Genomic DNA, 13,617 nt, shown 5'->3' with positions numbered 1-13,617 from the left:
CCACCGTGGCGACGCCCCTTTTTGAAACTTCCATCAAGAGCCTGCCGCTGCTCGGCCGCGGCAAGGTGCGTGACATCTATGCCGTCGACGACGAGAAGCTGCTGATCGTGACCAGCGATCGCCTGTCGGCCTTCGACGTGGTCCTGCCCGACCCGATTCCCGACAAGGGCCGCGTGCTGGTGGCGCTGGCGAACTTCTGGTTCGACAAGCTCGCCCACATCCTGCCGAACCAGCTCACCGGCATCGACCCCGAGACCGTTGTCGCCGCCGACGAGCGTGACCAGGTGCGTGGCCGCGCGCTGGTGGTGAAGCGCCTGAAGCCGCTGCCGATCGAGGCGGTGGTGCGCGGCTACGTGATCGGCTCGGGCTGGAAGGACTACCAGGCCACCGGCGCCATCTGCGGCATTGCGCTGCCCGCCGGCCTGCAGCAGGCGGCCAAGCTGCCGGCGCCGATCTTCACGCCCTCGTCGAAGGCCGACATGGGCGAGCACGACGAGAACATCTCCTTCGAGCAGGCGCAGGCACGCTGCGAGGCGCTGATGAAGGACGCGCTGGCCGGCACCGGCAAGACCGGCGCCCAGCTGGCTGAGGAAGCGCGCAAGGCGGCGATCGCGCTGTATTCCGAGGCAGCCGACTACGCCGCCAGCCGCGGCATCATCATTGCCGACACCAAGTTCGAGTTCGGCATCGACGCCGCCGGCACGCTGCACCTGATCGACGAAGCGCTGACCCCCGACTCCTCGCGCTTCTGGCCGGCCGACAGCTACCGCGAGGGCATCAGCCCGCCGTCCTTCGACAAGCAGTACGTGCGTGACTACCTGGAAACGCTGGACTGGAACAAGACCGCGCCCGGCCCCAAGCTGCCGGCCGACGTGATCGAGCACACCGCGGGCAAGTACCGCGAGGCCTACGAGCGCCTGACCGGCCAGAAGCTGGCCTGAGCCTCGACGTTCCGCGCGCCGCCCGGGCGCGCGGAACACGAACAACTCCTATTCGCGAACTCGCGAAGGCTGTCCTACTCTAAAGAGCAACCCGACACCGCCACGCGCGGCGGGGCGGTGCGGTGTTTTCCGACTCACGCCAGATCACCGGAGGTTGCCATGGACAAGCCGTTCAACTCGCTGGAACAGCATTTCCACCTGCCCCACATCCGCGAGGTCGATCCCTCACGCCCGCTCGAATGGTTGCGCATGGGCTGGAGCGACATGCGCGAGAACCTCGGCGCCAGCCTGTCCTACGGCATCGTGATGGCGGCGATCGGCTACGCGATCCTGTCCTACGCGGCGGACATGCCCTACCTCTTTACCGCGGCCATCTCGGGCTTCTTCCTGATCGGCCCGATCGCCGCCGCCGGGTTGTACGAGATCTCGCGCCGGCACGAGCGCGGCGAGCAGGTTTCGCTGATGAGTTCGCTGCGCGGCCTGCGCCGCCACGCCGACAGCATGGCCTACTTCGGCGCCTTCCTCGCAATCGCCCTGATCGGCTGGGAACGCATCTCGGCGATCCTGTTCGCGCTGTTCTATGGCGGCGAGATCACCGACGTCTCCAACTTCTTCCGCGACGTGTTCCTGTCCGGAGACTACCTGCACTTCGTCGTCGCCTACCTGGTTGTCGGCGGCATGCTGGCCGCGGTGGTGTTCTCGCTGTCGGCCATCGCAATCCCGATGATCATGGACCGCGAGACCGACACGGTCACCGCGGCGATGACCAGCCTGCGCGCAGTCGGGCTCAACCTGGGGGCGATGGCCTTGTGGGCGGCAATCATCGTCGGCCTCGTCATGGTCGGTTTCGCCACGATGATGATCGGCATGGTCATCCTGCTGCCGCTGCTGGGCCATGCGACGTGGCATGCCTACCGCGAGATGGTGCACTGAGGGGCCACTGAGGAAACCCTGCGACTGGCGCTCGCGCACTGCGGGCGCCATTGAAAACCCAGCGGGCGCCGATAGCGGCGCCCGCGCCATTTTTTACGGCACAATAGCCTGCAACTCAAAACCCCATGCAGAGACCCGATTCCATGAACGATGCCGTCGCCAATCCCCTGCTCGACTTCTCGGGCATGCCGCGCTTTGCCGACATCAAGCCGGCGCACGTCGAACCCGCGATCCGTGGCCTGATCGACGAAAACCGCGCGCTGATCGAGCGCCTCACCGCCGACCCGGCCACCCCGACCTGGGACGGCTTCGTCAGCCCGATGGACGAGGCCGGCGAGCGCCTCGGCCGCGCCTGGGGTGTGGTCGGCCACCTGCACAGCGTGTTCGACGTGCCCGAGTGGCGCGAGGCCTACAACGCCATGCTGCCCGAGATCTCGCGCTTCTACGCCGAGGTGGGACAGAACCTGGCGCTGTTCGAGAAGTACAAGGCGCTGCACGACAGCGCCGAGTTCGCCACTCTGTCGCCGGTGCGCCAGCGCATCCTCGAGCATGCGCTGCGCGACTTCCGCCTGTCCGGCGCCGAGTTGCCCGACGACCAGAAACCGCGCTTCCAGGAAATTCAGGAAGAGCAATCCCAGCTCGCCGCCAAGTTCTCCGAGAACCTGCTCGACGCCACCAACGCCCACGCCGAGTGGATCGCCGACGAGGCTGGCCTTGCGGGGATTCCCGACGACGCCCGCCAGGCCGCCCGCGCCGCCGCCGAGGCGGAAGGCAAGGAAGGCTGGAAGTTCACGCTGCAGATGCCCTCCTACCTGCCGGTGCTGCAGTACGCCGACGACCGCGAGCTGCGCGCACGCCTGTACCGCGCCTACGCCACCCGCGCCTCCGAGCTCGGCAACCCGGAACTCGACAACGGCCCGCTCATCGGCCGCATCCTGGCGCTGCGCAACGAGGAAGCGCGCATGCTCGGCTACCGGAACTTCGCCGAGGTCTCGCTGGTGCCCAAGATGGCCGACACGCCGGAACAGGTGCTCGGCTTCCTGCACGACCTCGCGGCCAAGGCCAAGCCCTTCGCCGAGAAGGACCTGGAAGAGCTCAAGGCCTTCGCCAGGGCCGAGCTGGGCCTCGACACCCTCGAGCCCTGGGACGTCGCCTACGCCTCCGAGAAGCTCCGCCAGGCGCGCTACGCCTATTCCGACCAGGAGGTGAAGCAATACTTCCCCGAGCCCAAGGTGCTCGACGGTCTGTTTGGTGTGATCCGCGCGCTGTACCGCGTCGACATCCTGCCCGACGAGGCGCCGAGCTGGGACCCGGACGTGCGCTTCTTCCGCATCGAGAAGGAGGGTGCGAACGGCCCGGAACTCGTGGGCCACTTCTACCTCGACCTGCACGCGCGCAGTACCAAGCGCGGCGGCGCGTGGATGGATTCGGCACGCAGCCGCCACCGCAACACCTGGGGCAGCGACACGCCGGTGGCCTACCTGGTGTGCAACTTCCCCGGCCCGGTCGGCGGCAAACCCGCCACCTTCACCCACGACGACGTACTCACCCTGTTCCACGAGTGCGGCCACGGCCTGCACCACCTGCTCACCCAGGTGGACGAACTCGCGGTGTCCGGCATCCACGGCGTGGAGTGGGACGCCGTCGAGCTGCCCAGCCAGTTCATGGAGAACTTCTGCTGGGAATGGGACGTGCTGCAGGGCATGACCGCGCATATCGACACCGGCGAGCCGCTGCCGCGCGCGCTCTACGACAAGATGATCGCCGCCAAGAACTTCCAGAGCGGCATGCAGACCGTGCGCCAGCTCGAGTTCTCGATGTTCGACCTGCGCCTGCACAGTGAGCTGGATGCCTCCGCCGGCCCGGTGCCGATCGAGCGCGTGATGGCCCTGCTCGACGAGGTACGCCGCGAGGTGGCGGTGATGATCCCGCCCGCCTGGCACCGTTTCCCGCACAGCTTCTCGCACATCTTCGCCGGCGGCTATGCGGCGGGCTACTACAGCTACAAGTGGGCCGAGGTGCTGTCGGCCGACGCCTTCGAAGCCTTCGAGGAAGCTGGCGCGGGCAGGGGCAGCCTGCTCGACCCCGAGACCGGTGAGCGCTTCTGGCGCGAGATCCTCGCCGTCGGCGGCAGCCGCCCCGCGCTGGACTCCTTCAAGGCCTTCCGTGGCCGCGAGCCCAGGGTCGATGCCCTTCTGCGCCACAGTGGCATGGTGGCGCAGGCATGAAGGTCGCCACCTGGAACGTCAACTCGCTGAAGGTCCGCCTGCCGCACGTCCTCGACTGGCTAGCGGCCAACAAGCCCGATGCCCTGTGCCTGCAGGAGCTGAAGCTTGAGGACAAGGCCTTCCCGGTCGCCGAACTGGAAGCGGCCGGCTACCACGCCGTCTTCATCGGCCAGAAGACCTACAACGGCGTCGCCATCCTCAGCCCGCAGCCGATCGAAGAAGCCACGGTGGTGCGCAACATCCCCGGCTTCGAGGACGAGCAGAAGCGCATCATCGCCGCCACGATCGATGGCGTGCGCGTGGTGTGCGGCTACTTCCCCAACGGCCAGGCGGTGGGTTCGGACAAGTTCGAGTACAAGCTGCGCTGGCTCGCCGCACTCACCGAGTGGTTGCGCGAGGAACTGAAGACGCACGAGCGACTGGTGCTGGCGGGCGACTTCAACATCGCGCCGGAAGACCGCGACGCCCACCCCGACTGGAAGGACGAGATCCACGTCTCCGAGCCCGAGCGCGCCGCCTTCCGCGCGCTGCAGGGCCTCGGACTGATCGACGCCTTCCGCCTGTTCGAGCAGCCCGAGCGCGCGTTCTCGTGGTGGGACTACCGGATGATGGCCTTCCGCCGCAACTTCGGCCTGCGCATCGACCATTTGCTGGTGTCGCCCGCGCTGCGCGAGGCCTGCCGCAGCTGCGCGGTGGACAAGGAACCGCGCCGGCTTGAGCGCCCCTCGGACCACGCCCCGGTGGTGCTGGACCTGGCGCTGGGCGCGTGACGGCGTCCCGTCCGGTTGCAATCCGTACGACAATGCAACGATGAGTTCGAACGCCGCCCCCGACTCCGCGCCGATGACCGAAACCGAGCGCCTGCAAAGCCGCTATCCGGTTCTGGCAGCCCTGTCTGCGCCGGCGCATTCCCGCCTGCTGCAGAGCGCACACTGGATGCGCGTGCCCGCCGGCGCGATGCTGTTCGACGACCGCCAGGCCTGCGAGGGCTTCCCCTTCGTGGTCGAGGGCACGGTACGGGTCAGCAAATGCGCGCCGAGCGGGCGCGAGCTGCCGCTGTACCGCGTGGGGCCCGGCGAGACCTGCATCATCTCCTCGTCCTGCCTGCTCGGCCATGAGGACTACAACGCGCGCGGCGTCACCGAGTCCGACACGCTGCTGATGCTGCTGCCCAAGGCCGTGTTCGACGAGATGATGGCCGAGCGCCCGTTCCGCGATTTCGTGTTCCACCTGTTTGCGGAGCGCATCGCCGACCTGATGCAGCTGATCGAGGAAGTGGCCTTCCGCAAGCTCGACCAGCGCCTGGCCGCACTGCTGCTGGGCAAGGGCCGGCTGCTGCACGTCACCCACCAGCAGCTCGCCGACGAGCTCGGCAGCGTGCGCGAGATCGTCAGCCGCCTGCTGAAGAGCTTTGCCGACCAGGGGCTGGTGCGGCTGGGACGCGAGCAGGTCGAGATCCTCGACCCGGTCGGCCTGCGCCGGCTGTCGGCCGAAGGCTCGGTCAAGGCCTGAGCGTCGTGCAGGGCGCACCGGCCGCTCATGACATCGACGTCCATCGCAAAACGCCAGCGGGCCATCTATGCTGCAAGGGCTATGTAACCATGGTTACAGACGGCGGTCATGCCAGCGTGCTCCAATCGCGCCACTGTCCCATACCTGCACGGAGAAACTCATGAAGACGAATGTTGGCGGCATCGACAAGATCCTGCGTATCCTGGTCGGCATCGCGCTGATCGCCTGGGCCCTGATGGGCGGCCCGGTGTGGGCGTGGATCGGCATCCTGCCACTGGTCACCGGCGCAATGGGCTGGTGCCCGGCCTACACCCTGCTCGGCATGAACACCTGCCCGCTGAACAAGAAGTAAGCGGCACTCACCGCAGAAAGAAGAAAGCCGGCTTGATGCCGGCTTTCTTCTTTTGGGACGCTGCACTCGCCTTCCGGCGTGGATCAACCGCGCGCGCTGCAGTGGTTGGCGATAGCGACGAACTGCTCGACCGACAACTTCTCGCCGCGCAGGCTCGGATCGATACCAAGCGCCGCGAAGTCGGCATCCCCCATGTAGTCGCGCAGCGTGTTCTTCAAGGTCTTGCGGCGCTGGCCGAAGGCGGCGGTGACGATCTTGCCCAACAGCGTCTCGTCCTGCGCTCCCAGCTGATCCTTGGGCAGCGGCGCCATGCGCACGATGCTGGACATGACCTTGGGGGCGGGACGGAAGGCCCCCGGCGGCACGTCGAACATCCGGCCCATGCGGAAGCGGTACTGCAGCATCACTGACAGGCGGCCGTACTCCTCGGTGCCCGGCTCGGCCACCATACGCATTACCACTTCCTTCTGCAGCATGAAGGTCATGTCCTTCACACGGTCGGCGTACTCGGCCAGATGGAAGAGGATGGGCGTGGAGATGTTGTAGGGCAGGTTGCCGACGATGCGCAGCGGCTGGTCGCCGCCCGCGCACAGGCTGCCGAAGTCAAACTTCAGCGCATCGCCCTCGTGCACCGTGATCTGTGTGGGCGTGTAGGTCTCGTGCAGGCGGGCGATCAGGTCGCGGTCGATCTCGACCACGTGCAGGTGGCCGAGGCGCTCGATCAGCGGCGCGGTCATCGCGCCCAGGCCTGGGCCGATCTCGACCATGAGCTCTCCCGGCTGCGGCCGGATGGCGTCGATGATCTTGCGGATGATGTTGGGGTCGGACAGGAAGTTCTGGCCGAAGCGCTTGCGGGCGCGATGGCCGTCGGTCTCGAAGTCTTGCATGGGCGTCCTTGTCGTGTCGCTCAGCGCACGGCGCGCGCGGCGACCATCGTCGCGGCCAGGTCCAGGGCTGCGAACAGGCTGCCGGGGTCGGCCTTGCCGCTGCCGGCCAGGTCGAGCGCCGTACCGTGGTCTACCGAGGTGCGAATGATCGGCAGCCCGAGCGTGACATTGACGCCGCCGCCGAAGCTCGCGTGCTTGAGCACCGGCAGGCCCTGGTCGTGATACATCGCCAGCACCGCGTCGCCCTGCGCCAGCGTGTGCGGCACGAACAGCGTGTCCGCCGGCAGCGGGCCGATGAGTTGCAAGCCTTCGGCGCGCAGGCGCTCGAGCACCGGGATGATGACGTCGATTTCCTCGCGCCCCATGTGCCCGCCCTCGCCCGCATGCGGGTTGAGTCCGGCGACGAGGATGCGCGGCGCGGCAATGCCGAAGTGGCGCACGAGATCGGTGTGCAGGATGCGGATCGTTTCTTCCAGCGCCTGCGGCGTGACGGCCGCCGGCACCTGGGCGAGCGGCAGGTGCGTGGTGACGAGCGCCACGCGCATTCCGCCGCCGACCAGCATCATCACGACCCGCGGTGTGCCGGTGTGCTCGGCGAGGTATTCGGTATGGCCGCTGAAGGGCATCGCATCGGGCGCGCCCAGGCTCTCGCAGATCACGCCCTTGTGCACCGGGGCCGTGACCATGGCGGCGAATTCGCCTTCCACGCAGCCCTTGATGGCGCGATCCAGAAGCTCGAGCACGTAGCGCCCGTTGGCGGCATCCAGCACCCCGGGCCGGGACGGCCGGGCGAGCGGAACATGCAGGACCGGCAGCGCGCTGTCCGGCGACGCCTCCCTGGTCCACTGCACGAACCGCACCGGACTGCCGGTGAGCGCGGCGCGCGCGCGCAGCAGGTCGATGTCGCCAATGATGACCGGCGTTACCGGCCACTCACGACTGGCAAGGTGGCAACAAAGCTCCGGGCCGACGCCGGCCGGCTCGCCACTGGTGATGGCGACGACCGGCTTCGCGCCATGGCCTGCGGTCATTCGCGCTCCAGGCGCAGATCGACGTAGGTGCTGTCGCGCAGCTGGCGCAGCCAGTCTTCGTAGGCCTCGTCCGCCTTGCGGTCGCGCAGCGCGGCGCGCGCGGCATTGCGCTTGCGCTCGTCGGTGACGTCCTGCACGCGGCGCTCGAGCACCTGGATCAGGTGCCAGCCGAAGGGTGATTTGACCGGAGCGCTGACTTCGCCCGGCTGCAGCGCGTTCATCGCGCGCTCGAACTCGGGCACGGTGTCGCCCGGGTTGAGCCAGCCGAGATCGCCGCCCTTGGCTGCGGACAGGTCCGCCGAGCTGGCCTTGGCCAATTCACCGAAGTCGACGCCATTGACCACGCGCTCGCGGATGCCCAGCAGCCGCGCTTCGGCGTCCGCATCCGACAGCACCTCGGAAGTCCGGATCAGGATGTGGCGCGCACGCGTCTGCTCGAGCTTCGCCACCGCAGCATCGCCGCCGCCACGGCGGTCGACGAGACGGACGATGTGCAGGCCGGACGCGCTGCGCAGGATCTGCGAGGTCTCGCCCGGCCTCATGTTGCGGACGACCTCGGCGAACAGCGCCGGCAGGCGGTCGAGCGGACGCCAGCCCAGACTGCCACCCGACAGGCCGTCGGGCGCATCGGACACCTCAGCGGCGACGCGGGCGAAGTCCTCACCCGAGCGCAGCCGGGCCATGACGCCTTCCGCGCGCGCGCGCAGTGCCTCGATCTGCTGCGGCGAAGCCTGCTCCGGCGCGCGCAGCAGGATGTGGGCAACCTCGAATTCCTGGCCGGAGAAGGCATCGGGGTTGCTGGCGAGGAAGTTGTCGATCTCGGCGTCGGTCACGACGACCTTGCTGTCCACCTCGCGCTCGCGCAGTCGGGTGAGCAGGATCTCGGTGCGGATCTCGTCGCGGAACCGCGACCAGGCCACGCCATCCTTCTCGAGCGCCTCGCGCAACTGCTCGACGCTCAGACGGTTGTTGGCGGCGATGCGGTCGATCGCACGCTCGAGCGTGGCGTCATCGACGCGCAATGAAGTTTCGCGCGCAAGCTGCAGCTGTGCGCGCTCGACGATCAGGCGCTCGAGCAACTGGCGCTCGAGCACTGCAGCGGGCGGCAACTCGACCCCCTGGCGCTGGAGCTGGCGCACGGCCTGGTCGACACGCGCCCGCAGTTGCAGGGCAGTGACCACTTCGTTGTTGACGACTGCGACGATGCGATCGACTTCGACCGGCCGCTGTGCGGCATGCAGCGGAAGACTCAAGGCCAGGCTGCAAAGGCCGGCAGCGACCAGCAGACGGGAACGGGACAGGTTACGGTTCATGGTGTGATTTTGAGGGGTGACTCGCACGGATTCAGTCGACACCGAACACGCGGTCGGCCGAAGAGGCGTTGATCTTGCCATAGCCCGGCACGCTGCGCGTGAGCAGGCTGAGCGGGTTGGAGCCGATACCAGCCAGGTCGTTGAGTTCGAGCTGGACGTAAATGGCTTGGGAAACGTCGTCGCGTTCAATCGCAAAGCGGTGCACCGCCACCCGGAACGCCCAGCAGCCACCATCGTACTCGAGACCGCCGATGGCCTCGGTGACGCGGTTTTCCTTGAGCGAACGGGTCACGCGGCCTACGCCGTACCAGCCACGACCAATCGGCCACTGCCCGGAGACGTCGAGATCCTCGAGACCGAGTTCGCCGCCGTAGCCGATGACGTTACGCCCGTAGCGATAGCTGACGTTGAGCGCCTTCGCATAGGCCGGCTGGTAGCGCATCGTCGCGTTGAAGCGTTCGGTCTGCCCTTCGCCGGTGTCGTACTGCAGGTAGGAGTCGACGGACACATGCTGCGTCAGCTTTCCCCCGAGGCCGGCAAGAACGTCTGTCCGCCCGCCAGCCTGGATCAACTCCTGGCCCTCGAAGAGCCCGACCTCCTGGTCGGAGAAGTAGTAGCGTTGCCCAACGAGGGCACGCAAGCGCTCGGCGCCTGTCTCGGGATCGATCAGCCGTGTGGTAACCGCAGCGGTCAGGTCATTGGCGTCGCCGATGCGGTCGCCTCCCGAGTATCGGTTCTCGGAAAAGATCTCCGCGAAACTCTGCGTGTAGAGCGTCGTGTCGAACAGCGGGATGTCGCGCTGATCGCGCTCGGGCACGCGCAGATAGAACAGCCGAGGTTCGAGCGTCTGGACGAAGTTGGTCCCGAACCAGCTGGTGTCGCGCTCGAAGAACAGCCCGCTATCGATGGACAGGATCGGGACATTGCGCGAGATCGAATCTGGCTTGCCAGCATCGGCTGCGGGACGGTCGATTTCGTAGGATGAGGCATGAAAGCCCGCCTTGGGCGTGAGGAACCAAGCCGCCCCTTGCAGCGGCAGAGACATCTGCGGATAGGCGGTCAGGCGATCGGCTTCCGCGTAGATCTTGTCTGGGTGGGCGAAGCGGACATACTCCGCGTCGAGATCGAACACGAGCCCGCCCGGCAGATCCGGCCGATAGGCGTTGAACAGCAGCTGGGGGACGCGGCGATATGGCGTCGCCGTGATCGAATCGGGATCGGGGTTCAGGGTCTGGTAGCTCTGCACCAGCGCCGATGCACTCCACCACGATCCGCTGGAATAGGAGAGGCTCCCCTGTCGCAGCAGATGAACCTGCGACGCGAGGGAAATCCGCGATGAAAGATCCTCGAAATAGCTGTCATCCGACACCGAATTGAAGTCGAGCGAGCCGTAGAGATTCGGCGTGATCCGCTGCTGGTGCTGAATCGATGCCAGCGTACGCTCCTCGCCCGTGACGTTATCCTTCGCCATCCACTCGACCCGCGACTCACCGCGGTAGGTTTCACCCAGGTAGCGGAACTCTCCGCCGAGTTGCATGCCACGCCGACTCATCAGGCGTGGCGTGATTGTCGCGTCGTAGTTGGGCGCGATGTTCCAGTAGTACGGCACCGCAAGGTCGGCACCGGTCTTGTTCGAAGAACCGAAGGTGGGCGGCAGCAGGCCGGACTGCCGCTGGCCCGACAGAGGGAACTCGGCCCACGGCATCCAGAAGATCGGAACGTCCTGGAACACGATGGAGCCACCATGGGCGGTGCCGACTTCACGGTCATAGTCGAGTTCGAGTTCACGCGCCTTGATGTACCAGTCGGGATCGGTCGCCTGGCAGGTGGACCAGGTCGCGTTCTCGAGCCTGTACTGGTTCTCGCCTTCGAGCCGCAGCACGTCGGCATTGCCGCTACCGGAGACCTTGCGGTTGGTCTCCCCAGCGACGGTCGGGGTGCGATCTCGGGTCAGCGTGTAGGAAGGGGTCTCGAACTCGCCGGTACTTTCGCCGATGACCAGCGTCGCCTTCGGCCCGGTGATCGTATCCTGGCCTGCACGCAACACGACGTTGCCCTCGGCCACGGCCTCGTCGACCGGTTCGCGGTAGGTGACGCGATCGGCGGTCAGTACGGTGTCGTCGCGCTGCAACTCCGCATCGCCATCCGCCACGAGTTCGACACTGCGCGTACCCAGAATGCGCTGGGCCTTGATAAGCGTGTCACCCGCGGCCAGCGACGGATCAGGGGTGGCAACAGGCTGTGGCACCGGTGCGCGATCCGCGACAGGCCCAGGGCTTGGTGCCGGCGTGACGGCCGCGCCCGAACCACCCGTCGCTCCGGATGCCGACGGCGCACGGACGGCGGGGACAGGCTGTGTCGCGGGGACAGGCTTCGCGGGTGCAGGCTGTAGCGCGGCGGCAGGCCGGGACGTGGAGGCGCCTCTGCCGTCGCGGACCAGGTCGGGCGAAACCAGCAGCGGCGGCAATCCGGCGGCAAGGGCCGAGCCGGACATCCAGCACAGCAACAGGGGGATGAGGCGCATGCGCGTATTCAGGGGCATGACAGGCTTCGCGGCTCGCGTCGCGCGCAGGCTCGTCCCCTGGCGCACGACCGTGTTGATAAACTCGCGGATTGTACACGAACCCCCGTGGAGAACCCGTTTGCAACGCCTAGAACAACTGCGTGCCTGGCTCGCTTCCACCCTGCCCGGCCAGGCCTTCGATCTCGCGCCGGCCTCGGCCGACGCCAGCTTCCGCCGCTACTTCCGCGCCACCTTCGCCGACGGCAGCCCGTCGCGCATCGTCATGGACGCCCCACCGGAGAAGGAGGACGTGCGCCCCTGGCTGCACGTGGCCGAGCTGTTCCGCGCCGCCGGCGCCCACGTGCCCGAAGTGCTGGCCCAGGATCTCGAGCAGGGTTTCCTGCTGCTCTCCGACCTCGGCTCGACCACCTACCTGCAGGCGCTCAAGACGCAGGACGACCCGCAGCGCGCCGCGCACCTCTACGCCGACGCCCTCGGTTCACTGGCGGCGATCCAATGCGCCAGCCGCCCCGGCGTGCTGCCGGAGTACGACCGCGCCCTGCTGCTGCGCGAACTGCAGCTCTTCCCGGAGTGGTACGTCGCCCGCCACAAGGGCGTCACCCTGACCGAGGCCGAGACCGCCACACTGAATGCGACCTTCGACAAGATCCTCGCGTCCAACCTCGCCGAACCGCAGGTCTTCGTGCACCGCGACTACCATTCGCGCAACCTGATGCTGCTCGAGCCAGCCGACGGCCTCGGCGCGAACCCCGGCATCATCGACTTCCAGGACGCGGTCTACGGCCCGATCAGCTACGACCTGGTGTCGCTGTTCAAGGACGCCTACATCCGCTGGGACGAGGAGTTCATCCTCGACCTGCTGATCCGCTACTGGGAAACCGCGAAGAAGCTCGGCCTGCCGGTGCGCGAGGAGTTCGCCGACTTCCACCGCGACTTCGAGTGGATGGGCGTGCAGCGCCACATCAAGGTACTCGGCATCTTCGCCCGCCTCTACCACCGCGACGGCAAGGACGGCTACCTCGCCGACATGCCGCTGGTGATGGACTACCTGCGCCGCGCCTGCAAGCGCTACCGCGACCTCGGCCCGCTGCTGAAGCTGCTCGACCGCCTCGAGCCCGAGGACGTGCAAGTCGGCTACACCTTCTGATGGCTCAGACCCGCGCAATGATCCTCGCCGCCGGTCGCGGCGAGCGCATGCGTCCGCTCACCGACCACACCCCCAAGCCGCTACTGCCCGTGGGCGGCAAGGCGCTGATCGTGTGGCACATCGAACGCCTGCGCGCCGCCGGCTTCACCGAGCTCGTCATCAACCACGCCCACCTCGGCCACCGTCTCGAAGAGGCGCTGGGAGACGGCTCGGCGTTCGGCGTCCGCATCGCCTGGTCCCCCGAAGCCACCGCGTTCGAAACAGCGGGCGGCATCCGACATGCGCTGCCGCTACTGGGTGACGAGCCATTCGTCGTCATCAACGGCGACGTGTTCTGCGATGCCGACTTCGCCGCCCTGCGCGCCGCCGCCGAAAGCCTGCGCGCCGAAGCGGCCCTCGCCCACCTGCTGCTGGTCGACAACCCGGAGCATCACCCGGAGGGCGACTTCCGCCTCGCCACCGGCGGCCGGGTGAGCGCGAACGGCGCCCCGCGACTCACCTTCTCCGGCCTTGGCGCCTATCATCCGGCGCTGTTCGCCAGCCTGCCCGACAACACCCCGGCCAAGCTGGCGCCCTTGCTGCGCGACGCCATGGCCGCTGGCAAGGTTTTCGGGCAGCACCACACGGGCCGGTGGATCGACGTCGGCACCCCCGAGCGCTTGGCAGAACTCGATTGCCAACTCGCCAGCGCAGGCTGAACCTCGCACCGGATAGGCCGTCGAACAGCAGGGTGCACGGCGCCGGCGCCC

12 protein-coding genes are annotated in these 13,617 nt (G+C 67.5%); 8 read left to right on the top strand and 4 right to left on the bottom strand.

Annotated features, from left to right (window positions below):
- The first annotated feature begins 5 nt into the window (after positions 1 to 5).
- From CGK74_RS00335 to CGK74_RS00310, 6 genes are all read left to right on the top strand, one after another.
- Complete coding sequence (locus CGK74_RS00335; RefSeq protein WP_094266388.1) at positions 6 to 941, top strand: phosphoribosylaminoimidazolesuccinocarboxamide synthase; 936 nt, start codon at positions 6 to 8, stop codon at positions 939 to 941.
- 159 nt (positions 942 to 1,100) lie between these two features.
- Positions 1,101 to 1,874 carry a DUF2189 domain-containing protein gene (locus tag CGK74_RS00330; RefSeq protein ID WP_094266386.1) on the top strand — a complete coding sequence of 258 codons (774 nt, stop codon included), beginning with the start codon at positions 1,101 to 1,103 and terminating at the stop codon, positions 1,872 to 1,874.
- A 143-nt stretch (positions 1,875 to 2,017) separates the two neighbouring features.
- Positions 2,018 to 4,102 (top strand): M3 family metallopeptidase, encoded by a 2,085-nt coding sequence (locus CGK74_RS00325; protein ID WP_094266384.1) that lies wholly within the window; start codon positions 2,018 to 2,020, stop codon positions 4,100 to 4,102.
- Positions 4,099 to 4,872, top strand: coding sequence for an exodeoxyribonuclease III (gene xth / locus CGK74_RS00320; RefSeq protein ID WP_094266382.1), 774 nt, complete (start codon positions 4,099 to 4,101; stop codon positions 4,870 to 4,872). Before CGK74_RS00325 ends, xth begins: the two co-directional genes overlap by 4 nt.
- Before the next feature lie 40 nt (positions 4,873 to 4,912).
- On the top strand, positions 4,913 to 5,614 hold the full coding sequence (locus tag CGK74_RS00315; protein ID WP_094266380.1) for a Crp/Fnr family transcriptional regulator: 702 nt from the start codon (positions 4,913 to 4,915) through the stop codon (positions 5,612 to 5,614).
- A 160-nt stretch (positions 5,615 to 5,774) separates the two neighbouring features.
- A complete protein-coding gene (locus CGK74_RS00310) occupies positions 5,775 to 5,966 on the top strand; it encodes a YgaP family membrane protein (protein ID WP_004262927.1) in 192 nt (63 codons plus the stop codon).
- Between the two features lie 83 nt (positions 5,967 to 6,049).
- Here the strand turns inward: CGK74_RS00310 and rsmA are convergent, their stop codons facing one another.
- From rsmA to CGK74_RS00290, 4 genes are read right to left on the bottom strand one after another with little or no spacing between them, the layout of a single operon-like run.
- Positions 6,050 to 6,853 (bottom strand): 16S rRNA (adenine(1518)-N(6)/adenine(1519)-N(6))-dimethyltransferase RsmA, encoded by an 804-nt coding sequence (rsmA, locus tag CGK74_RS00305; protein ID WP_094266378.1) that lies wholly within the window; start codon positions 6,851 to 6,853, stop codon positions 6,050 to 6,052.
- 20 nt (positions 6,854 to 6,873) lie between these two features.
- Complete coding sequence (gene pdxA, locus CGK74_RS00300) at positions 6,874 to 7,884, bottom strand: 4-hydroxythreonine-4-phosphate dehydrogenase PdxA (RefSeq protein ID WP_094266376.1); 1,011 nt, start codon at positions 7,882 to 7,884, stop codon at positions 6,874 to 6,876.
- Entirely contained in the window at positions 7,881 to 9,197 is a 1,317-nt protein-coding gene (locus tag CGK74_RS00295; RefSeq protein ID WP_094266374.1) for a peptidylprolyl isomerase, read from the bottom strand. The genes pdxA and CGK74_RS00295 overlap by 4 nt, the downstream gene beginning before the upstream one ends.
- 31 nt (positions 9,198 to 9,228) lie before the next feature.
- Entirely contained in the window at positions 9,229 to 11,739 is a 2,511-nt protein-coding gene (locus tag CGK74_RS00290) for an LPS-assembly protein LptD (RefSeq protein WP_094266372.1), read from the bottom strand.
- A gap of 100 nt (positions 11,740 to 11,839) precedes the next feature.
- On the opposite strand from CGK74_RS00290, the gene CGK74_RS00285 reads away from it, so the two are divergent.
- Positions 11,840 to 12,868, top strand: a complete 1,029-nt coding sequence (locus CGK74_RS00285) for an aminoglycoside phosphotransferase family protein (RefSeq protein ID WP_094266370.1) — start codon at positions 11,840 to 11,842, stop codon at positions 12,866 to 12,868.
- A 17-nt stretch (positions 12,869 to 12,885) separates the two neighbouring features.
- Positions 12,886 to 13,566 carry an N-acetylmuramate alpha-1-phosphate uridylyltransferase MurU gene (gene murU, locus CGK74_RS00280; protein ID WP_094266368.1) on the top strand — a complete coding sequence of 227 codons (681 nt, stop codon included), beginning with the start codon at positions 12,886 to 12,888 and terminating at the stop codon, positions 13,564 to 13,566.
- The last annotated feature ends 51 nt before the right edge of the window (positions 13,567 to 13,617 follow it).

This window comes from Thauera propionica (assembly GCF_002245655.1).
GTDB classification, from domain to species: Bacteria; Pseudomonadota; Gammaproteobacteria; order Burkholderiales; family Rhodocyclaceae; genus Thauera; species Thauera propionica.
This window is presented reverse-complemented; position numbering and strand designations above follow the sequence as displayed.